16 protein-coding genes and 1 tRNA gene are annotated in these 20,021 nt (G+C 65.5%); 12 read left to right on the forward strand and 5 right to left on the reverse strand.

Annotation, left to right across the window (positions count from 1 at the left end):
* The first annotated feature begins 5 nt into the window (after positions 1–5).
* The 5 genes from pilQ to KT882_RS04290 all read left to right on the forward strand — a co-directional run bounded on the left by pilQ (position 6) and on the right by KT882_RS04290 (position 7,664).
* Positions 6–2,138, forward strand: coding sequence for a type IV pilus secretin PilQ (pilQ, locus tag KT882_RS04270; RefSeq protein WP_407682042.1), 2,133 nt, complete (start codon positions 6–8; stop codon positions 2,136–2,138).
* 48 nt (positions 2,139–2,186) lie between these two features.
* The gene (locus tag KT882_RS04275) at positions 2,187–4,484 is read left to right on the forward strand and encodes an Ig-like domain-containing protein (RefSeq protein WP_161071401.1); all 2,298 of its coding nucleotides are present in this window, start codon (positions 2,187–2,189) and stop codon (positions 4,482–4,484) included.
* Between the two features lie 98 nt (positions 4,485–4,582).
* Complete coding sequence (gene aroKB / locus KT882_RS04280; RefSeq protein ID WP_228896538.1) at positions 4,583–6,208, forward strand: bifunctional shikimate kinase/3-dehydroquinate synthase AroKB; 1,626 nt, start codon at positions 4,583–4,585, stop codon at positions 6,206–6,208.
* A complete protein-coding gene (locus tag KT882_RS04285) occupies positions 6,208–7,344 on the forward strand; it encodes a deoxyguanosinetriphosphate triphosphohydrolase (RefSeq protein WP_228896540.1) in 1,137 nt (378 codons plus the stop codon). Before aroKB ends, KT882_RS04285 begins: the two co-directional genes overlap by 1 nt.
* Positions 7,345–7,430: 86 nt before the next feature.
* On the forward strand, positions 7,431–7,664 hold the full coding sequence (locus KT882_RS04290) for a hypothetical protein (RefSeq protein ID WP_161071400.1): 234 nt from the start codon (positions 7,431–7,433) through the stop codon (positions 7,662–7,664).
* On the opposite strand, the gene mutY is transcribed toward KT882_RS04290, so the two are convergent.
* From mutY to mutM, 3 genes are all read right to left on the reverse strand, one after another.
* Positions 7,661–8,812, reverse strand: a complete 1,152-nt coding sequence (gene mutY / locus KT882_RS04295) for an A/G-specific adenine glycosylase (protein WP_161071399.1) — start codon at positions 8,810–8,812, stop codon at positions 7,661–7,663. The genes KT882_RS04290 and mutY overlap by 4 nt on opposite strands.
* A 92-nt stretch (positions 8,813–8,904) precedes the next feature.
* Positions 8,905–10,833, reverse strand: a complete 1,929-nt coding sequence (locus tag KT882_RS04300) for a dynamin family protein (RefSeq protein WP_228894546.1) — start codon at positions 10,831–10,833, stop codon at positions 8,905–8,907.
* Positions 10,834–10,842: 9 nt separating this feature from the next.
* Positions 10,843–11,676, reverse strand: a complete 834-nt coding sequence (mutM, locus tag KT882_RS04305) for a bifunctional DNA-formamidopyrimidine glycosylase/DNA-(apurinic or apyrimidinic site) lyase (protein WP_161071397.1) — start codon at positions 11,674–11,676, stop codon at positions 10,843–10,845.
* A gap of 90 nt (positions 11,677–11,766) precedes the next feature.
* Here mutM and KT882_RS04310 point away from each other — a divergent pair, with 90 nt between their 5' ends.
* The 7 genes from KT882_RS04310 (at position 11,767) to pth (ending at position 17,745) form a co-directional block, all read left to right on the forward strand.
* Positions 11,767–13,575, forward strand: a complete 1,809-nt coding sequence (locus tag KT882_RS04310; protein WP_161071396.1) for a tetratricopeptide repeat protein — start codon at positions 11,767–11,769, stop codon at positions 13,573–13,575.
* Positions 13,572–14,195 (forward strand): outer membrane lipoprotein LolB, encoded by a 624-nt coding sequence (locus KT882_RS04315; RefSeq protein WP_228894548.1) that lies wholly within the window; start codon positions 13,572–13,574, stop codon positions 14,193–14,195. The genes KT882_RS04310 and KT882_RS04315 overlap by 4 nt, the downstream gene beginning before the upstream one ends.
* A 9-nt stretch (positions 14,196–14,204) precedes the next feature.
* Positions 14,205–15,080: a 4-(cytidine 5'-diphospho)-2-C-methyl-D-erythritol kinase gene (gene ispE / locus KT882_RS04320; RefSeq protein ID WP_161071395.1), complete on the forward strand. Its 876-nt coding sequence runs from the start codon at positions 14,205–14,207 to the stop codon at positions 15,078–15,080.
* A 77-nt stretch (positions 15,081–15,157) separates the two neighbouring features.
* Positions 15,158–15,234, forward strand: a tRNA-Gln gene (locus KT882_RS04325).
* Positions 15,235–15,379: 145 nt separating this feature from the next.
* On the forward strand, positions 15,380–16,330 hold the full coding sequence (locus KT882_RS04330; protein WP_161071394.1) for a ribose-phosphate pyrophosphokinase: 951 nt from the start codon (positions 15,380–15,382) through the stop codon (positions 16,328–16,330).
* A gap of 134 nt (positions 16,331–16,464) precedes the next feature.
* On the forward strand, positions 16,465–17,094 hold the full coding sequence (locus KT882_RS04335) for a 50S ribosomal protein L25/general stress protein Ctc (protein WP_161071393.1): 630 nt from the start codon (positions 16,465–16,467) through the stop codon (positions 17,092–17,094).
* A 69-nt stretch (positions 17,095–17,163) separates the two neighbouring features.
* Positions 17,164–17,745, forward strand: a complete 582-nt coding sequence (pth, locus tag KT882_RS04340; RefSeq protein WP_161071392.1) for an aminoacyl-tRNA hydrolase — start codon at positions 17,164–17,166, stop codon at positions 17,743–17,745.
* Here the strand turns inward: pth and KT882_RS04345 are convergent.
* The gene (locus KT882_RS04345) at positions 17,742–19,025 is read right to left on the reverse strand and encodes an HD-GYP domain-containing protein (protein WP_228894549.1); all 1,284 of its coding nucleotides are present in this window, start codon (positions 19,023–19,025) and stop codon (positions 17,742–17,744) included. The genes pth and KT882_RS04345 overlap by 4 nt on opposite strands.
* A 138-nt stretch (positions 19,026–19,163) precedes the next feature.
* On the reverse strand, positions 19,164–19,991 hold the full coding sequence (locus KT882_RS04350; RefSeq protein WP_228894550.1) for a helix-turn-helix domain-containing protein: 828 nt from the start codon (positions 19,989–19,991) through the stop codon (positions 19,164–19,166).
* Positions 19,992–20,021: the final 30 nt, after the last annotated feature.

A 20,021-nucleotide genomic window follows, 5' to 3' on the forward strand; every position in this document is an offset into this window, starting at 1 on the left:
AGGCCATGCACGCCATGCTGGCCGTCGCCGCCATGGCGCTGGCCCTGGCTCCGGCCCGCGCCCAGCAGGGCAACGCCATCGAGTCCATCACCACCAACCAGCAGGGCGCCAACGTGATCGTCAAGATCGCGCTCAAGCACGCGCCGGACAAGCTGCCGATCGGCTTTGCCATCACCAACCCGCCGCGCATCGCGCTCGATTTCGGCGCCACCGTCAACGGCACCGGCAAGACCACCCAGGAAGTGAACCAGGGCGAGTTGCGCAGCGTGAACGTGGTGCAGGCCGGCGAACGCTCGCGCCTGGTGTTCAACCTGAAGCGCAGCCTGAACTACGCCACCGTCATCGACGGCAACGCCGTCATCCTGACCATAGACGGCTCCGGCGGCCTGGCCACGGCGGTGGACGCCACCGGCATGCCGGCCAGGACGGCGCAGGCGCCGCAAGCGGCGCCGCCGGGCAAGCAGCAGTTGCGCGACCTGGATTTCCGGCGCGGCGCCAACGGCGAAGGCCGCGTGGTGGTGGACCTGCCGAACAGCCAGGTGGCGGTCGACGTGCGTCCCACCGCCGCCGGCCTGGTGATCGATTTCCTCAAGACCGGCGTGCCGGAATCGCTGCGCCGCCGCCTGGACGTGACGGACTTCGGCACCCCGGTGTCGCAGATCACCACCGTGCCGCAGGGCGACAATGTGCGCATGACCATCGAGGCCAAGGGCCTGTGGGAACAGAGCGTGTACCAGAGCGACACCCAGCTGGTGGTGGACGTCAAGCCGATCAAGGAAGACCCGAACAAGCTGACCCAGGGCACCCAGGGCTACCGCGGCGAGAAGCTGTCCTTCAATTTCCAGAACGTGGAAGTGCGCGCCGCGCTGCAGGCCATTGCCGACATTTCCGGCCTGAACATCATCACCAGCGACAGCGTGAGCGGCAACCTGACCCTGCGCCTGAAGGAAGTGCCGTGGGACCAGGCGCTGGACGTGGTGCTGCAGGCCAAGGGCCTGGACATGCGCAAGAACGGCTCGGTGCTGTGGATCGCGCCCAAGGAAGAACTGCTGACCAAGGAGAAGCTGGAGCTGGAGCAGCGCGCCCAGATCGCCGACCTGGAGCCGCTGAAGTCGGAAATCTTCCAGCTGAACTACCAGAAGGCTGAATCGTTCAAGACCGTGTTCGGCCTGGACGGCGCGTCCGACGTGAAGAACCGCGTGCTGTCCAAGCGCGGCAGCGCCATTATCGAGCCGCGCACCAACCAGCTCTTCGTCACCGACATCGCCTCCAAGCTGGACGATATCCGCAAGCTGATCGCCAAGACCGACATCGCTTCCAAGCAGGTGCTGATCGAGGCCCGCATCGTCGAGGCCAGCGACTCTTTCACCCGCAACCTGGGCGCCAAGCTGGGCTTTGCCGACCTGCGCACCTTGCGCGGCGGCGACACCGGCTACCAGATCGGCGGCAGCAACACCCGCATTGGCATCGGCGGCAATATGACCGGCATCGGCCAGGTCACCGGCCAGACCCCGGACCGGGGCGACGGCTACACCAATTCCCAGTTCATCAACCTGCCGGCCGCGTCCATCAACGGCGCCGCCGCCGGCAGCCTGGCCGTGAGCCTGTTCTCGTCGGCCGCCAACCGCTTCCTGAACCTGGAGCTGTCGGCGCTGGAGGCGGACGGCACCGGCAAGATCGTGTCCAGCCCGCGCGTGGTGACGGCCGACAAGGCGGTGGCCGTGATCGAGCAGGGCCTGGAGCTGCCTTACCAGGTGGCCACCAGCAGCGGCGCCACCTCCATCATCTTCCGCAAGGCCAACCTGCGCCTGGAAGTGACGCCGCAGATCACGCCGGACGGCAACGTGGTGCTGGACGTGGACGTGAACAAGGACAGCGTGGGCCAGGAAACCCGGGCCGGCTTCGCCATCGACACCAAGCACGTGAAAACCCAGGTCATGATAGACAACGGCGGCACGGTCGTGCTGGGCGGCATCTACCAGCAGGTCGAGCGCAACGTCGTGAGCAAGGTGCCGCTGCTGGGCGACGTGCCGGTGCTGGGCTATCTGTTCCGCACCGACTCCCGCACCAATGACAAGACGGAATTGCTGGTCTTTATTACGCCCAAGATCGTCGCCGAGCGCCTGTCCGCGCGCTAAGACCCCGGAATACGCAAGAATCCACCTATGATTACTACGGAAAACAGCATGATGAAAAAATTCAAGGATTGGCTGGCGCTGTCGTTATGCGCCACCTTGCTGGCCGCCTGCGGCGGCGGCGGCGGCAACCCCGGCAGCGTCGGCGGCGGCACCGGCACCCCCACCACGCCGGGCACGCCCAAGGTGGCCAGCGTGGTGCTGGTCTCCAGCGCGGACACCATCGCCTCCTCCGGCGCCGACGGCACCGAAGTGACGCTGACCGTGGTGGTCAAGGACGCCAGCAACAACGTCATGGCTGACCAGACCGTTGATTTCAAGGCCAGCTCGGGCGCCATCGCGGCCTTGGCCAAGACCACCGACGCCACCGGCACCGTCACGGCCCGCCTGAGCACCAAGGGCGACAGCTCGCTGCGCACCATCACCATTACCGCCACCGTCGGCACGGTGGTCTCCGCCGAGAAGAAAATCCAGGTGGTGGCCGGCACGCCGGTGCAAATCCCGACCATGACGCTGGCGCTGTTCAGCAGCACCGGCGCGGCCAGCAATTCGCTCAGCAGCATTGCGCCGCTGACGGCGCGCGCCACCATCAAGGACAAGGACGGCAAGCCGGTCCCGAACGCACTGGTGTCCTTCAACGCCGCGGTGTCCAACTCCGCCACGCTGGTGGCGTTCTCGCCATCGGCCGGCACCACCCTGACCGACGCCAACGGCGTGGCCGAAGCCACCGTGCGTCCGGCCAGCCTGGTCGCCAGCGGCGCCGGCACGCTGAACGCCACCGCCATCGTGGACGGCACCGGCCTGACGGCCCAGGCCAACTTCATCGTGGGCGCCACCACCGTCACGCTGAGCAAGCTGACCCTGTCGCCGGCCACCATCGGCGCCTATGGCTCCTCGGTGATCTCGGTCGACGTGCTGGCCGGCAGCAGCAAGTACACCGAGCAGCAGATGACGATCAACTTCTCCTCCGCCTGCGTTACCGCCGGCAAGGCCACCCTGGCGGCGAGCGCGCCCACCAGCAACGGCACCGCGCAAGTGGTGTTCCGCGACCAGGGCTGCGGCAATAACGACGTCATCACCGCCACCCTGAGCAGCGGCGCCTCCACGCCGGTGGCCGCCAGCGCCGCGCTGGCCATCGCCAGCCCGGCCGCCGCCTCGATCCAGTTCGTCGGCGCCAGCCCGGTCAACCAGTCCATCGTGGTCAAGGGCCAAGGCGGCTTCGGCCGTACCGAAACGGCCACGCTGACCTTCAAGGTGGTCGACATCTTCGGCAAGGCGCTGCCGGCCCAGGCGGTCAAATTCGCCGCCTCGACGCCGGACGTCACCGTCAACAAGGCCACCGACAGCACCGATGCGAACGGCGAAGTCATCATGACCGTCAACTCGGGCGCCAAGCCGACCTCGTTCCGCGTGCAGGCCACCCTGGTCAGCAACGCCGCCGTGTCGACCAGCTCGGACTCCATCGTCGTCACCACCGGCCTCCCGGTGCAGCAGGCCTTCTCGCTGAGCGTGGGCAGCCCCAACGTGGAAGGCTGGACTTACGACAGCGGCACCCAGGTGCCGGCCACCACGGTCAACGTGATGGTGGCCGACCAGGCCGGCAATCCGGTGGCCGACGGCCTGCCGGTGGTCTTCCAGAGCAACCTGGCGTCGGTGGGCGCGTCCAGCAAGGGCGCCTGCAACACCGCCAACGGCGGCTGCTCGGTGGACTTCCGCACCCAGAACCCGCGCTCGGCGCCGGCCAACACGCCTAAAACGGCGTGCAACTCGCCCACCGTGCGCAGCGACGGCACCAGCACGTCGGTTGGCATCACCAACGACAGCACCCGCACCGGCCTGGCGACCATCTGCGCCAGCACCACCGACGGCTACAACACGCTGTTCGCCAAGATCGGCATCTTCCTGAGCGGCAGCTTCGCTGAAAACGTGTGGTTCAACGACACCGCCAGCCCGGTTCCCGTGCGCCTGACCGGCGCCGAGTACGACCTGGGCACCGTGGGCGCCAACGACTCGCGCGTGTTCAACCTGCAGCTAAACGACATCAACAACAACCCGATGCCGGCCGGCACCCGCGTGGATATTACCAATGCGGTCAATGCGTCGGCCACCGGCGTGTCGCCGGCCAGCGTGCAGAACGTGTTCGCCCACATTGCCAGCGGCGACGCCAGCAGCGGCACCGGCATCGACAACGCCAGCATCCGCCAGGGTTCTTACCACACCGTAACGGTGGGCAGCGTGCAGCCAAAACCTTGCCTGACGCCATTGAATGCAACATTTAATGTCACGATCACCACGCCGCGCAACAATGTCACCACGTATCCGTTTAAACTGCGGTTCAGCTGCCCGTAAGGAGGCAGTAGCGGACGCCGGCGCCGGCGTCCGCGCATTCTGAAAAGTGGATCAACGTGGCTGATACTTACGGCAGTAATATATTTCTGGTCGGACTGATGGGGGCGGGCAAGACCACCATAGGCCGCCTGCTGGCCCGCAAACTGGGGCTGACCTTCATCGATTCGGACCACGAGATCGAGGCCCGCACCGGCGCCTCCATTCCCTGGATCTTTGAAATCGAAGGCGAACAGAGCTTCCGCCGCCGCGAGGCGGACGTGATCCGCGACCTGAGCGCCCAGCAGGGCGTGGTGCTGGCCACCGGCGGCGGCGCCATCCTCAATCCCGACAGCCGCGCCCTGCTGCGCGAGCGCGGCACGGTGATTTACTTGCGTGCAAGCATCAATTCCATCCTGGCCCGCACCGCCCACGACAAGAACCGGCCGCTGCTGCAGACCGCGGACCCGCGCAAAAAGCTCGAGGAGCTGATGGTGCAGCGCGAACCCTTATACGAGGAAATGGCCCACATCGTCATCGATACCGGCCGACCTAACGTACAATCGATGGTTCACACAATTCTGAACCAGCTGGACGCGCGGGCCTGCCATGCCGCGCCCAACTGCGTCACAACCGCACAACCATCGATGAACGAACAAACCACCATACTCCTGAACGTTGAGCTGGGCGAGCGCAGCTACCCCATTTCCATCGGTCCCTCGCTGCTGGAGGACGGCGCGCTGCTGGCGCGCCACGTCACCGGCAGCAAAGTCGCCATCGTCACCAACACCACGGTGGCGCCGCTGTACCTGGACGGCGTGCGCAGCGCGCTGCAGGCGCACGGCAAGGACGTTATCGAGATCGTGCTGCCCGACGGCGAGGAGTACAAGACCTGGGACAGCCTGATGACGGTGTTCGACACGCTGCTGGCGGCCAAGGCAGACCGCAAGACCACCTTGCTGGCGCTGGGCGGCGGCGTGATCGGCGACCTGACCGGCTACGCTGCGGCCAGCTATATGCGCGGCGTGGACTTCATCCAGGTGCCGACCACGCTGCTGAGCCAGGTTGACTCCTCGGTGGGCGGCAAGACCGGCATCAACCATCCGCTGGGCAAGAACATGATAGGCGCGTTCTACCAGCCGCGCGTGGTGATCGCCGACACGTCCACGCTGGAAACCCTGCCGGACCGCGAGCTGTCGGCCGGCCTGGCCGAAGTGATCAAGCACGGCGCCATTATCGACGCCGAGTTCTTCGACTGGATCGAAGCCAACATCGGCCTGCTGGTGGCGCGCGACAAGGGCGCGCTGGCCTACGCCATCGCCCGTTCCTGCGAAATCAAGGCCGACGTGGTGCGCCAGGACGAGCGCGAAGGCGGCCTGCGCGCCATCCTCAACTTCGGCCACACCTTCGGCCACGCCATCGAGAATGGCCTGGGCTACGGCAAGTGGCTGCACGGCGAGGCCGTGGGCTGCGGCATGGTGATGGCGGCCGACCTGTCGCACCGCATGGGCCTGGTGGACGGCGAAACCGTCGAGCGCGTGCGCAAGCTGGTGCACGCCGCCGGCCTGCCCACCGTGGCGCCGGACTTGGGCGCGGCGCGCTGGCTGGAGCTGATGGAGGTCGACAAGAAGAACGAAGGCGGCGCCATCAAGTTCATCCTCTTGAAGCCGCTGGGCAGCCCCAGCATCACCAACGCGCCGCAGGAACTGCTGCTGCAAACCCTGGCCGCCTGCGTACAAGCGCCATGATGAGCAGCGAAGCCCACCTCGCCCCCTATGCCGTGCATTCGGACCAGGGCGTGGGGCGCCGCTATCCGGAAACGCCGCACGCCTCGCGCAGCCAGTACCAGCGCGACCGCGACCGCATCATCCATTCGACCGCCTTCCGCCGTCTTGAGTACAAAACCCAGGTCTTCCTCAACCACGAGGGCGACCTGTTCCGCACCCGCCTCACGCACAGCCTGGAAGTGGCCCAAGTGGGCCGCTCGCTGGCGCGCAACCTGCGCCTGAACGAAGACCTGGTGGAAGCGGTGGCGCTGGCGCACGACCTGGGCCACACCCCCTTCGGCCACGTGGGCCAGGACGTGCTCAACGAATGCATGCAGGACCACGGCGGCTTCGAGCACAATCTGCAAAGCCTGCGCGTGGTCGATACGCTGGAGGAGCAGTACGGCGCCTTCGACGGCCTGAACCTGATGTTCGAGACGCGCGAAGGCATACTCAAGCACTGCTCGCTGGCCAATGCCAGGCTGCTGGGGCCGGTGGCGCAGCGTTTTATCGACCGCACCCAGCCCTCGCTGGAAGCGCAGCTGACCAACCTGGCCGACGAGATCGCCTACAACAGCCACGACATCGACGACGGCCTGCGTTCCGGGCTGATCACGATAGAGCAGCTGGAGCAGGTGGAGTTCTTCGCCCGTCTGTGGCACGACGTGCAGCGCGTGCATCCCGGCCTGAGCGGACGGCGCGCCATCTACGAAACCCTGCGCCGCCTGATCACGGCGCTGGCGGACGACTTGCTCGCGACTTCCGGCCAGCTGCTGCTGGACGCCGCGCCGAAAAACCTGGACGAGGTGCGCCACGCGCCGCCGCTGATACGCTTCTCCGACCAGATGCGCAAGGACGCAACCGAGCTCAAGCGCTTCCTGCGGGCGAATCTGTACAAGCACTACAAGGTCAACCGCATGCGGGTCAAGGCCAGCCGCATCCTGCGCGAGCTGTTCGACGCCTTCATCGCCGATCCGGTGCTGCTGCCGCCCGACTATATCGACGCCTCCGGCGAAGCCACCGCGCAGGCGCGCAAAATCGCCGACTACATCGCCGGCATGACCGACCGCTACGCCATCCGCGAGCACCGCCGCCTGTTCGCGCTGGAAGAACTGTAGCGTCATCTGAGCTGCATCAAGCCCCCTGCGCGGTCCGCTTGATATCCGTCCTTGCGCGGCGCATGATGAAGGGACGGAGGTGCGCCATGGATGAAGAAACCAAGGAGCGGTTCACAGACGTCGATCGCCGTCTCAGCGAGATTGAAAGCCGGCTGCGGTCACTGGAAATTGATGTCGCAGTGATACGCTCCAGCTACGCCACCAAGGCGGACCTGGAGGCGCTGGAAAAACGCCTCATCAAGTGGTTTGTCGGCACGGCAACTGCAATGTCGCTGGTCACCTTCAGCGCCACGCTGACGGTCGCCAGATTACTCAGTTAGAACATGCGCGCCTGCGCGGCGCCGCTGTCGCCCAGCAGCTCCAGCAGCAGCTTCTTGATGGGCGCTGGCAGGGCGGCGCCGGACACGCGGGAGGCGTCCAGCCAGACGTGGCGGCCGTCGGCGGCGAAGGGCGCGCGGCGCGCCAAGGTCACCAGCAGCGGCGCGATATGCAGCTTGTAGTGCGTGAACACATGCGTCACCGTCACCAGCCGCTCGTGCGACTCCATCTCCCCGAATACACTCACCGCCGCCACCAATGCCGCCTGGTCGGCCGGCGGAATATCGTCATCCTCGGCCAGCGTGTGGCCGTCCAGTTCCGGCAGCGACAGCAGTCCGCCCCAGATGCCGCTGGCGGGGCGCTGCTCCAGCAGCACCTGGCCCTGGTCCATCAGCACCAGCATGGTGGCGTGCTTTTCCGGCGTGGCCTTCTTCGGCTTGCGCACCGGCAGATCCTTGGTGCGCTGGGTGGCGTAGGCCACGCAGCGCGGCTGCATGGGGCAGCGGCCGCAGTCCGGGCTGCTGCGCGTGCACAAGGTGGCGCCCATGTCCATCAGGCCCTGCGTGTAGGCCTCGATGCCCTGCTCGGGCAGCAGCGCCTCGGCGCGCAGCCACATGGCCTGCTCGACCTTTTTCTCGCCCGGATAGGCGTCGATGCCGAACACGCGCGCGAACACGCGCTTGACGTTGCCGTCCATGATGGCCGCGCGCGCGCCGCTGGAAAAGGCCGCGATGGCGGCCGCCGTCGAACGGCCTATGCCGGGCAGCTCGGCCAGCAGCGCCGGGTCGGACGGGAACACGCCGCCGTATTCCGCCACCACGCGCTGCGCGCACTTGTGCAGATTGCGCGCGCGGGTGTAGTAGCCCAGGCCGCTCCACTGCGCCATCACATCCTCCACCGGCGCTTCGGCCAGCGAGCGCAGGGTGGGGAAGCGCTCCAGGAAGCGCGCGTAATAGCCCAGCACGGCTGAGACCTGGGTCTGCTGCAGCATGATCTCGGACAGCCACACCAGGTAGGCGTCGCGCGTGTTCTGCCACGGCAGCGTGTGGCGGCCGTGCTGCTGCTGCCAGGCGATCAGGTCGGCCGAGAAAGTGGGATCGATATAGTCCGCCGCGCCTTCGGGCGCCAGCGGATGGGTCAAACGTTTCATTCTGTTCCTTGGGTTGCGGCGGGTTACGGCCTGCGGCCTAACCCGCCCTACGCAATATCGTAGGGCGGGTTAGGCGCAGCCGTAACCCGCCATTACGCGGCGGCGTCCAGCGCCACATATTCCGCGTTGATGGCGATGCTGATATTGCCGGACAGCTCGGTCAGCTTGGCCCTGAGCTGCTCCAGCTCGGCCTGGCTCTGCTCGAAGGCCTCGATTTTCTGCTCCAGGCTGTCGGTCGCGTCATGGATGCGCTGGATGGACGCCAGCCTGTGCTTGAGCTGGTCCTTGTGCTGCCGGATCTGCGCCTCCAGCGGCGCCATGATCACCTTCAGCCACGCCTCCGCGTCCGCGTTGGCCGCCTTGAAGCAGCGCTTCACGGCCGACGCGATGGAGTCGAAGAAGCGCTCCATCAGCACCACGCGGCTGGTCATCAGCAAGGTCACGGTGCCGAACTGCGCATCGTAGATATCCTCGATGTCGGCGATCTCGTCGCGGTAGCGGTCCAGCGTGAAGGGCATGGGCGGCGGCAGCGTGAGCCCGTGCTCGCTGGAGAACTTGCGGTACATCACCTCCATCATGTCGCGGATCTCGCTGGTCTTGCGTTCGGACGCCTGCAGGTCGCGCTTGATGTCGTCGAAGAAGACCTTGACCGCCTCGCGCATGCCGGTGGAAAAGCGGCTGCGGTCCATGGCGGCGCGCACGCCCAGCACGTGGTCGCGCAGCATGTCCATGCCCAGGCAGGTGTACAGCTCGGTGGACAGCCGCGTGAACACCGCGCGCGTGGCCTGCAGCTTGAACAGGCTGCTGTCGAACTCCTTCTTCTCCACGTCGATGCGGCGCATCATGTGCGCCACCACGCTCTGGTTCTTGCCGCGCAGGCTTTTCAGCTCGTGCAGCTGCTCGACGATGCCGCGCATGCGCGCGCTCACCATGGCCTGCTGCGCGCCGCTCAGCGTGCCCAGCTCGCGCGCCAGCTGCTTGCGGATGATGTCCTTCTTGGCCGGAATCAGTTCGTTGAACAAGGCCCTCTCCAGCAGGCCCAGGCGGCTTTTTTCCAGCAGCGCCGCGTCGCTGTTGATCTTGCCCACCAGCGCCTTCTGCGCCGACACCGGAAACACCTGGCGCGGCTCCAGGGCCAGCATGTGCGCCGCATGCTCCTGCTGGCGCGCGATCTCGGCGTTCACCTCGGCGTCGCTGCGCAGCTCGTCCCACATGCTGTCTATCTTGTTGAGCACCACCAGGCGGCCGGCGCCGGCGCCGATGTGCGTGCGCCAGACCTCGATATCGCTCTTGGTCACGCCGGTGTCGGCCGCCAGGATGAACAGCACCGCGTGGGCGTGCGGGATCAGATTCAGCGTCAGCTCCGGCTCGGTGCCGATGGCGTTCAGGCCCGGCGTGTCCAGGATCACCAGGCCCTGCTTGAGCAGCGGGTGCGGGAAGTTGATGATGGCGTGGCGCCACAGCGAGATTTCCACCAGGCCGTCGTTGTCCAGCGTAACCGGCATGTCCGGATCGTTCTCGTCGTACAGGCCGTAGCGCTTGGCTTCCTCCACGCCCACGTGGCGCGTCAGGCTCACCTGGCGGAACACCTCGTGCATGGCGGCCGGCGAGTCCAGGTCCAGCGGCAGCATGGTCCAGGCCGAGGCGTTGTCGCGGTAGTCGCTGGTGGACAGGTTGTCGGCCCGGGTTTCGATCGGCAGCAGGCGGATGCAGGCCGGCCACGCCGGGTCGTACATCAGCTCGGTGGGGCACATGGTGGTGCGTCCGGCCGCCGAAGGCAGGATGCGCTGGCCGTAGTCGGCGAAGAAGATGGCGTTGATCAGTTCGGATTTGCCGCGCGAGAATTCGGCCACGAAGGCCACCGACAGCTTGTCGTCCGCCAGCCGGGCCAGGGTGCGCGCCAGGCGCTGCTCGCTGGCCGCGTCGGCCAGCTCGGCGCCGTGCAGCCATGCCTGGTACTGCTGCAGCGCCACCACCACGCCCTGGCGCCACGCACTGTACTGTTCAAGATCCCTGACCATGCTTCCCTCTTATTTCTGGCACTGCACACAATAGAAGGTCGAGCGCTGCCCCTGCTTGACCTGGCGCACCGGCGTCCCGCACACCCGGCACGGCAGGCCGGTACGATCATAGACGAAATAGCTTTGCTGGAAGTAGCCGGACTGGCCATTGACGCTGATAAAGTCGCGCAAGGTGCTGCCGCCCTGGACGATGGCCTCGGCCAGCACGTCGCGGATGGCCTGCGCCAGCTTCTGGTAGCGCGCCAGGCTGATGCGGCGGGCCGGCGTCTTCGGATTGATGCCGGCGCGGAACAGGCTCTCCGAGCAGTAGATATTGCCCACGCCCACCACGATATCGCCCGCCAGCAGCACCTGCTTGATGGCCGAGCCGCGCGTGCGCGTCATGCGGTGCAGCAGCTCGCCGGTGAACGCGCCCTCCAGCGGTTCCACGCCCAGGCCGCGCAGCAGCAGGTGCTGCTCCAGGTCGCCGTCCTCGCTGGGGTGCCACAGCACGGCGCCGAAGCGGCGCGGATCGGTCAGCCGCAGCACCTGCTCGTCGCGGTCGCTGTCGACCACCAGGTCGAAATGGTCGTGCTTCTGCGGCGGTATGCCTTGCGGCAGCACGCGCAAATGGCCGGACATGCCGAGGTGGATGATGAGGGTGCCATTGTCGAAGCGCAGCAGCAGGTATTTGCCGCGCCGCCCCGTGGCCGTCACCACGCGGCCCGCCAGCGCCTGCTCCAGGCCGGCAGGGAAGGGCCAGCGCAGGCCGCTGCGGCGCAGCACCACGCCGCGCACGGTGCGCCCTTCGATATGGGGCGCCACTCCGCGCCGCGTGACTTCAACTTCTGGCAATTCTGGCATAGGCAAAAAACTTCGTTACACCTGCAAACGGACGATAGCGGTGGGTTGGCGTAAAATCAGGGCTAGTTTCCTACCAGTCAGGGCTATCCTTTGAAAAACGCATTCGTCATTGTAACCTTCTCGGCAGTACTGTCCGCTTGCGCTGTTGTACCGCAGCCGGATGCGCCCGAGCAGCCCGCTCCTGCCGCAGAATCTGCTACGTCCCCCGCCGCCGAGGCCGATACGCCCGCCGTGCAGGCGGTGGCGGCCGCAGCCGCAGTGCAAGCCACCGAGCCCCTGCCCAGCGTGGAGCTGACCAGCGATTTGTTCTACAAGCTCACCAAGGCCGAGCTGGACTTCAAGCGCGGCCAGTGGCAAAGCGCCTACGTCACCATGATGGTGCTGGCCCAGCAGACGCGCGATCCGCGCCTGGCCCAGCGCTCGGCTGAAATGGCGCTGGCAGCCAAGCAGGGCGGCGAGGCGATGGCGGCCATCCGCCTGTGGCGGGAACTGGCCCCCGAGTCGGACGAAGCGGCGCAGTATTTCCTCGGTTTCTCCGTGCTGAGCGACGACCTGAGCGAAGCCGAGCAGGTGTTCGCGCAGCGCCTGAAGGCCAGCCCGCCCAACGCGCGCGGCCTGGCCATGTTCCAGATGCAGCAATTCCTGCTGCGCGCCAAGGACAAGGCCGCCGCCTTCGCCCTGATGGAGCGCGTGCTCGCGCCTTACGCCCAGACGCTGGAAGCCCACCTGGTGCTGGCCCAGGGCGCGTTTTCGAATAACGACGTGGAGCGCGCCGGCAAGGAAGCGCAGCAAGCCATGCGCATCAAGCCCGACTCCGAACTGGCGCTGCTGACGATGGCGCAGGTGACGCCCGACGGCGCCGCCGTGACCAGGCTGGTGACCGGTTTCCTGGCCAAGTACCCGAATTCGCGCGAAGTGCGCGCCGCCTACGCCCGCATGCTGGTGGAGCAGAAGCAGTACGACCAGGCCCGCGAGCAGTTCCAGTTCCTGCTGAAAAGCCAGCCGGACAACCCGGCCACGCTGTACGCGCTGGGCATCATGTCCATGCAGGGCAACGACATTGCCGCCGCCGAAGGCTATTTCAAGCACTTCGTGGAGGTGGTGGACAAGGAGGGCAGCGACGACCGCGACCCCACCAAGGCGCTCTTGATCCTGTCGCAGATCGCCGAGGAGCGCGGCGACTTCGCCGGCGCCCAGGCCTGGCTGGAGAAGATAGACAATGGCGAGCCGCGTTTGCTGCTGACCGTGAAGCTCAAGCGCGCCCAGCTGTCCGCCCGCCTGGGCGACCTGGACGGCGCGCGCAAGCAGCTGGCCGACATCAAGAGCGAAGATCCGGCCGAACTGGCCCAGGTGGCGCAGACCGACGCCCAGCTGCTGCGCGACGCCGGCCGCAGCCTGGAAGCCTACGCCGTGCTGCAGGACGGCGTGCTGCGCTACCCGAACAGCCCGGACCTGCTGTACGACTTCGCCCTCGCGGCTGAAAAGCTGGGCAAGGTGGAGCTGATGGAAACCAGCTTGCGCAAGGTGATGGAGATCGCGCCGGACAACCACCACGCCTACAACGCGCTGGGCTATTCGCTGGCGGACCGCAACCAGCGCCTGGACGAGGCCTTCACCCTGGTCGAGAAGGCCATGCAGATGGCGCCGAACGACCCCTTCATCATGGACAGCATGGGCTGGGTGCAATACCGCCAGGGCCGCCTGAAGGAAGCCGAGGCGCTGCTGCGCCAGGCCTACACCCTGCGCAGCGACCCCGAAATCGCCGTGCACCTGGGCGAAGTGCTGTGGGCGCAGGGCGACCAGGGCGGCGCGCACAAGCTGTGGCGCGAAGCGCGCGCCAAGGACCCGCAGAACGACGCGCTGAAAAGCACGCTGGCCCGTTTGAATACCAGCCTATGATGCGCGCACATGTGATGCGCCGCGCCGCCATGGTCTTCGCGCTGGGCAGCGCCGCGCTGCTGTCCGGCTGTGCCACCACCAGCGGGCTGACCGGCGCCGGCTACGACGTGGAGTTGGCGGGCAGGCTGAATGCCGCCTACAGCAAAGAGGGCCGCGACGAGAACATAACGGTGCGCTTCATCTGGCAGCAAAACGCGGAGCGCACCGACATCGCCATCCAGGCCCCGCCGCTGAACCAGACCGTCGCCACCATCAGCGTCACGCCCCGGCTGGCCACGCTGACCGAGAGCGGCAAGGCGCCGCGCAGCGCCACCGATATCGACGCGCTGAGCACGCAGGCGCTGGGCTGGACCCTGCCGGTGTCCGGCATGCGCGACTGGCTGCAGGGCCGCGCCACGGCGGCGGGCGGCAAGCCTTTCGTGGCCAATCCCGCCGCCGACGGCGCCGCCAACAGTGTGACCACCGCCGACGGCTGGCGCGTGAGCTGGGTCTCGTGGCACGATGCGGCGCCGGGCGGCAAGAGCGCCGTCCAGCAGCCCAAGCGCATCGACGCCGAGCGCGGCGCCACCGGCAAGCTGGACCACATGTCCATCCGAGTCATCATAGAAGCACAGAATTAAACCAGCTACATGAACGAACTGAAGAACCTCCCGGCCCCGGCCAAACTGAATCTGTTCCTGCACGTGACCGGCCGCCGGGCGGACGGCTACCACATGCTGCAAACCGCCTTCCAGCTGATAGACCGCGGCGACCTGCTGCACATCCGCGTGCGCGCGGACGGCCAGCTGCGCCGCAGCAACGACATTCCCGGCGTGCCGGAAGAACAGGACCTGGTCATCCGCGCGGCGCGCCTGCTGCAGGCCGAGGCGCGGCGCCGCAGCGGCCAGCTGCACGGCGCCGACATCACGGTGGAGAAGGTGCTGCCCATGGGCGGCGGCCTGGGCGGCGGCTCGTCCGACGCGGCCACCACGCTGATGGCGCTGAACCATTTGTGGAACGCCGGCTTGACGCGGCAGGAGCTGATGGCGCTGGGCCTGCCGCTGGGCGCGGACATCCCTTTCTTCATCTTCGGCCAGACCGCGTTTGCCGAAGGCGTGGGCGAGGCGCTGCAGGCGGTGGCGGCGCCGGACTGCTGGTATGTGGTGATCGAGCCGGGCGTGGCCGTGCCCACGGCGGAAATATTTTGCTCTCCCCATTTGACAAGGGACAGTTCGCCGATCATAATAGCGGACTTTTCCAGCCACTACGAAAATCGAAACGATTTGAAGCAGTATGGCAGGAATGATTTGCAGCAAGTGGCAACCAGTCTTTACCCGCCGGTAGCAAAGGCGATAGAATGGCTGGCAGCTTACGGAGATGCCAGGATGACTGGTTCCGGTGCTTGTGTGTTTTGTGCCTTTGCAGATGAAGGCCAGGCCGATGCGGTACTCGAAAGAGCGCAGGGTGTCTGGACTGCCTGGAAGGCCAAAGCGCTGAAGCAGCATCCGATCTTCGACATGTTGTGAACGAAAAAAAGATTTTGCTTTTCGTTAGTTCGGTAGTATAATAATCGCCGTCGTAACGACAAGCAGCAAGTTACAGCAGGGGAATCGCCAAGCTGGTTAAGGCACTGGATTTTGATTCCAGCATACCAAGGTTCGAATCCTTGTTCCCCTGCCACCTAATTTTTCTTGAGTCTGTCGATGCATCAGCGTCCAGTCAAGATAAAATACAGGTGCCCACGGCACCGAAGCTCGCAGCGCCGGATAGAGGTTTGTCCGGCGATCAATCAAAGATATCAACGCTTACTTCTCTGGGACTCCCCATGGCTTACGAAAACCTGATGGTTTTTACCGGCAACGCTAATCCTGCGCTGGCTGAAGGAGTCGCAAAAAACCTCGGCATTCCTCTCGGCAAAGCAGTCGTCTCGAAATTCTCGGACGGCGAAGTCATGGTCGAAATCAACGAAAACGTTCGTGGTAAAGACGTGTTCGTGCTGCAATCGACCTGCGCACCGACCAACGATAGCCTGATGGAACTGATCCTGATGGTCGATGCACTGAAACGCGCCTCCGCTGGCCGTATCACTGCCGCCATCCCTTACTTCGGCTACGCCCGCCAGGACCGCCGCCCACGCTCGGCGCGTGTTGCGATCTCGGCAAAAGTGGTGGCCAATATGCTGGAAAGCGCCGGCGTTGAGCGCGTCCTGATCATGGATCTGCACGCAGACCAGATCCAGGGCTTCTTCGATATTCCAGTCGACAACATCTACGCTTCCCCTATCCTGCTGGGCGACCTGCAGAAGAAGGACAATGAAGACCTGCTGGTCGTGTCGCCCGACGTTGGCGGCGTGGTCCGTGCCCGCGCCCTGGCGAAACGCCTGGGCTGCGACCTGGCCATTATCGACAAGCGCCGTCCGAAAGCCAACGTTTCCGAAGTGATGAACATCATCGGTGAAGTCGAAGGCCGCAACTGCGTCATCATGGATGACATGGTGGACACCGCCGGCACCCTGGTCAAAGCTGCCGAAGTGCTGAAAGAGCGCGGCGCCAAGAAAGTGGTGGCGTATTGCACCCACGCCGTGCTGTCCGGCCCTGCGATCGACCGCATCTCGAACTCGTCGCTGGACGAGCTGGTGGTGACCGACACGATTCCGCTGTCCGACGCGGCCAAAGCTTGCGGCAAGATCCGCCAGCTGACCTGCGCACCGCTGCTGGCAGAAACGTTCAAACGCATTATCAAGGGCGATTCCGTGATCTCCCTGTTCATCGACTAAGTCGGTCAACACATGGTTTTTAGCGGCGGCGCGACCGGTTTTTGACCGGTTGCGCCGCTGTTTTTCCGGAGCGTCCTGGTCGCGGGGCGCTTCTTCACAACGAGGCGCGAGCCTTGTTACTTTTGGAGTCTCAAATGAAAGTTGTTGCATTCAAACGCGAACTGCAGGGCACGGGTGCGAGCCGCCGCCTGCGTATTTCCGGCCAAACCCCAGGTATCGTGTACGGCGGCGCTGAAGGCCCGCTGAACATCTCCCTGGACCACAACGCGCTGTACCACGCGCTGAAAAAAGAAGTGTTCCACTCGTCCATCCTGGACCTGGAAATCGACGGCAAGACCCAGCAAGTTCTGCTGCGCGACTTCCAGATGCACGCATTCAAGCAACTGGTACTGCACGCTGACTTCCAGCGCGTTGACGCAAACACCAAGCTGCACAAGAAAGTGGCGCTGCACTTCATCAACGCCGACGTATCGCCAGCAGTCAAACTGCACGGCGCAACGATCAGCCACGTGATGTCCGAGCTGGACGTTTCCTGCGTAGCAGGCGACCTGCCGGAATTCGTGAACGTTGACCTGGCAAACATCGACGTTGGCCACTCGATCCACGTGTCGGACCTGGCACTGCCAAAAGGCGTGACCGCAATCACCCACGGCAAAAAGCTGACCATCGCTACCGCTTCGGTACCGGCAGGCCACGTGTCGGCTGAAGCCACCGCAGCTGCTCCAGCCGCTGATGCCAAGCCAGCCGCTAAAGGCAAGAAGTAATCTTTACTTCCCATGAAGTAACACAAAAACCCCGCTAGTCGGGGTTTTTTTACATCCACAGAATAAACCATGTCCATCCGCCTCATCGTCGGCCTCGGCAATCCCGGTCCCGACTACGAACAAACCCGTCACAACGCCGGCTTCTGGCTGGTCGACAACCTGGCCAACAGCCTGGGCGCGCGCCTGCAGCGCGAAACCCGCTTCAACGCGCTGATGGCCAAGACCTCCGTCGCCGGCAGCGAGCTGTGGCTGCTGGAACCGCAAACCTATATGAACCGTTCCGGCCAGTCGGTGGGCGGCCTGGCGCGCTTCTACAAGATCAACCCGGACGAAGTGCTGGTGGTGCACGACGAACTGGACATGATGCCCGGCGTGGCCAAGCTGAAGAAGGGCGGCTCCTCGGGCGGCCACAACGGCCTGAAGGACATCACCGCCGCGCTCGGCACGCAGGACTACTGGCGCCTGCGCATCGGCATCGGCCATCCGCGCACCCTGAGCCTGCAGCAGGCCGTGGCCGACTTCGTGCTGCACCGCCCGCGCCGCGACGAGCAGCTGCTGATCGATGAAGCCATCGAGAAAAGCCTGAAAATCATCCCGCTGGTGTGCGAGGGCAAGTTCCCGCTCGCCACCACCCAGCTGCACACGGCCTAAGCCAGCGCCGCCGTCTCGGGCAATGGCTTGCTGGCGTCGAAGTAGTAGCTGATGCGCTTGCGCGGGCTGAGGTAGACGTAGACTTCCATCGGCACCTGGCTGGGCCGCAGCGCCTTGACGATGTTCAGGTCCGTCTCCCGCTCCAGGTCCACCATCAGCGCCTCCAGGCGCGGCACGTCCCTGTCGTACACCACCAGCATGGGCTTCATGGGCCGCTCGGTGTTCACGGTGGCCACCATGCCGGTCATGCCGTTGGACAGCTGCACCACCGTGCCCGGCGGGTACACGCCCAGGCAGCGGATGAACATTTGCAGCAGGCGCGGATCGAACTTGGCGCGGTGCTTGGCGAACATCATGGACAGCGCCTCGTGCGGCGTGAGCGCGTGCGCCAGATTGAATGGGTTGCACAGCTCGTCGTAGTAATTGGCGATGGTCACGATGCGCGCCAGCACCCCTATGCCTTCCCCCTTCAGCTTGCGCGGATAGCCGCTGCCGTCGAACAGCTCGTGATGGTCATGGATCAGCGCGCTCACCGCCGGCAGGCATTGCAGGCGCTGCGCCATTTCGGCGCCGTATTGCGCGTGCATCTCGTACAAGTTTTGTTCGGCCGTGGTGTAGGCGTCCGGCTTGGTGAGGATTTTGTCCGGGATGTTCTTGCGGCCCACATCGTGCAGCAGCGCGCCCAGGCCCAGCACGGTTGCCACCTCGGGCGGCAAGCCCACTTCGCGCGCGATCATCATGGACAGCATGGTCACGTTCAGCGAATGGAAGTAAAGCTCCTCGTTGCCGGCGGTGTCGCCCATCACGTGGATCGCCAGTTCCGGCGCGGACAGGATGGAGTCGGTAATCTGCGTCACCAGCGCGGTGGCCTGGCCGACCGATTCTTCCGGCCGCGAGAACAGGTTTTTCTCGATTTCCCGGATGGCGCGCGCGGTGCTGGTGAAAGCGCGTTCGACGCGCTCGGCGTCGTCGCGGCGCTGCTGCATCTGCGCCATCATGGCGCGCTTGGCTTGCAGCGCAGGGGAGTCCGGGATGGCCGCCGGCGCCGCCTGCGTGGCGGTGGCCTCCGGCAGCGGCACGGCACTTTCCGGCGGCGCGACGTCGCTCAGTTCCGGCTTGTAGCGCACCTGGCGCAGCCCCAGGCTGCGCAGTACGCCGATCTGTTCCTCGGACTTGATCTTGAAACGGCTGAACGCAAACGGGTGCTCGAACCACTTCAGGTCCAGCTCGACATATAGCCCGACGCGCAGCTGATCCATCGTCACCGTCAACTCATCCAAGTCGGCTCCCCCTACAGGCTTGCAACGCAAAAGTTGTGGCTGTGCAAATTTCTAATTTCAAGTGTATACGAGAAGTAATGCTGCGGGTGCGTATGCCCATGCTCAGCGAGGAAATTCATGTCCCAGCGCCGCTGGATATCACGCGGTTTGCTGCGATTTCCAGTACTCCAGCGGCGGCTTGCCCACCAGTTGCGTGAAGCTGCGCGTGAAATGGGCCTGGTCGAAGAAGCCCAGCCGTGCCGCCAGCTCGGCCAGGTCCGGCGCCGCCGCCTGGCCCAGCCGCCAGGTGGCCTCTTGCAGCCGGAATCGCTGGATTACCCACTTTGGCGACACGCCCACATAGTTGCTGAACAGCCGCTGCAGCGTGCGCTCCTCGATACCCAGCTGCGCCGACAAGGCCGCCACGCTGACCGGCCCGTTTGCCGCGGCGGCTGCCTCCACCGCCTGCTGCGCCAGCAGCGCGCGCTCGTCCACCGGCGGCAGCGCAACTGCCAGCAAGGCATCCGCTGCTGTCACCATGTCCGCATCGCTGCGTCCACGCTCGTCGCCCAGCACGCGCAGTTCCGCCTCGGCGCCCGCAACGCCCAGCACCTCGTCCACCGGCATGGTGCGGTCCGCCAGACGGGACAAGGGGTGCGGCAGGAAAGGCCGCAGCCCGCCCGGCTTGAAGCGCACGCCGAGCACCTTGCCCGCGCCTTCCACCTTGCGCTCGAACGCGCCGCGCACCACGCCGTGGATGGCGGTCTGGCCCCGGTCGAGCACCAGATGGGCGTTCGGATACGGCAGCACACGCTGCGTCTCCGGCGGCCGCCCGCCCAGATCCCACTCCACCACCCAGTGATAGTCAACAAACGGCTGCAGCGCCGCCGAGGGCGGATACGTGGCCAGCCGGATGCGGCGCGCCGCGCCCGCCGGATCGACCACGCCCTTGGGCATCAGTGTCTGCGCGCTGTCGGTTTTTTCCAATCTTTTCTCCCGTCCCAACATTACAGTGAA

The organism is Pseudoduganella aquatica (assembly GCF_020865585.1).
GTDB lineage: Bacteria > Pseudomonadota > Gammaproteobacteria > Burkholderiales > Burkholderiaceae_D > Rugamonas > Rugamonas aquatica_A.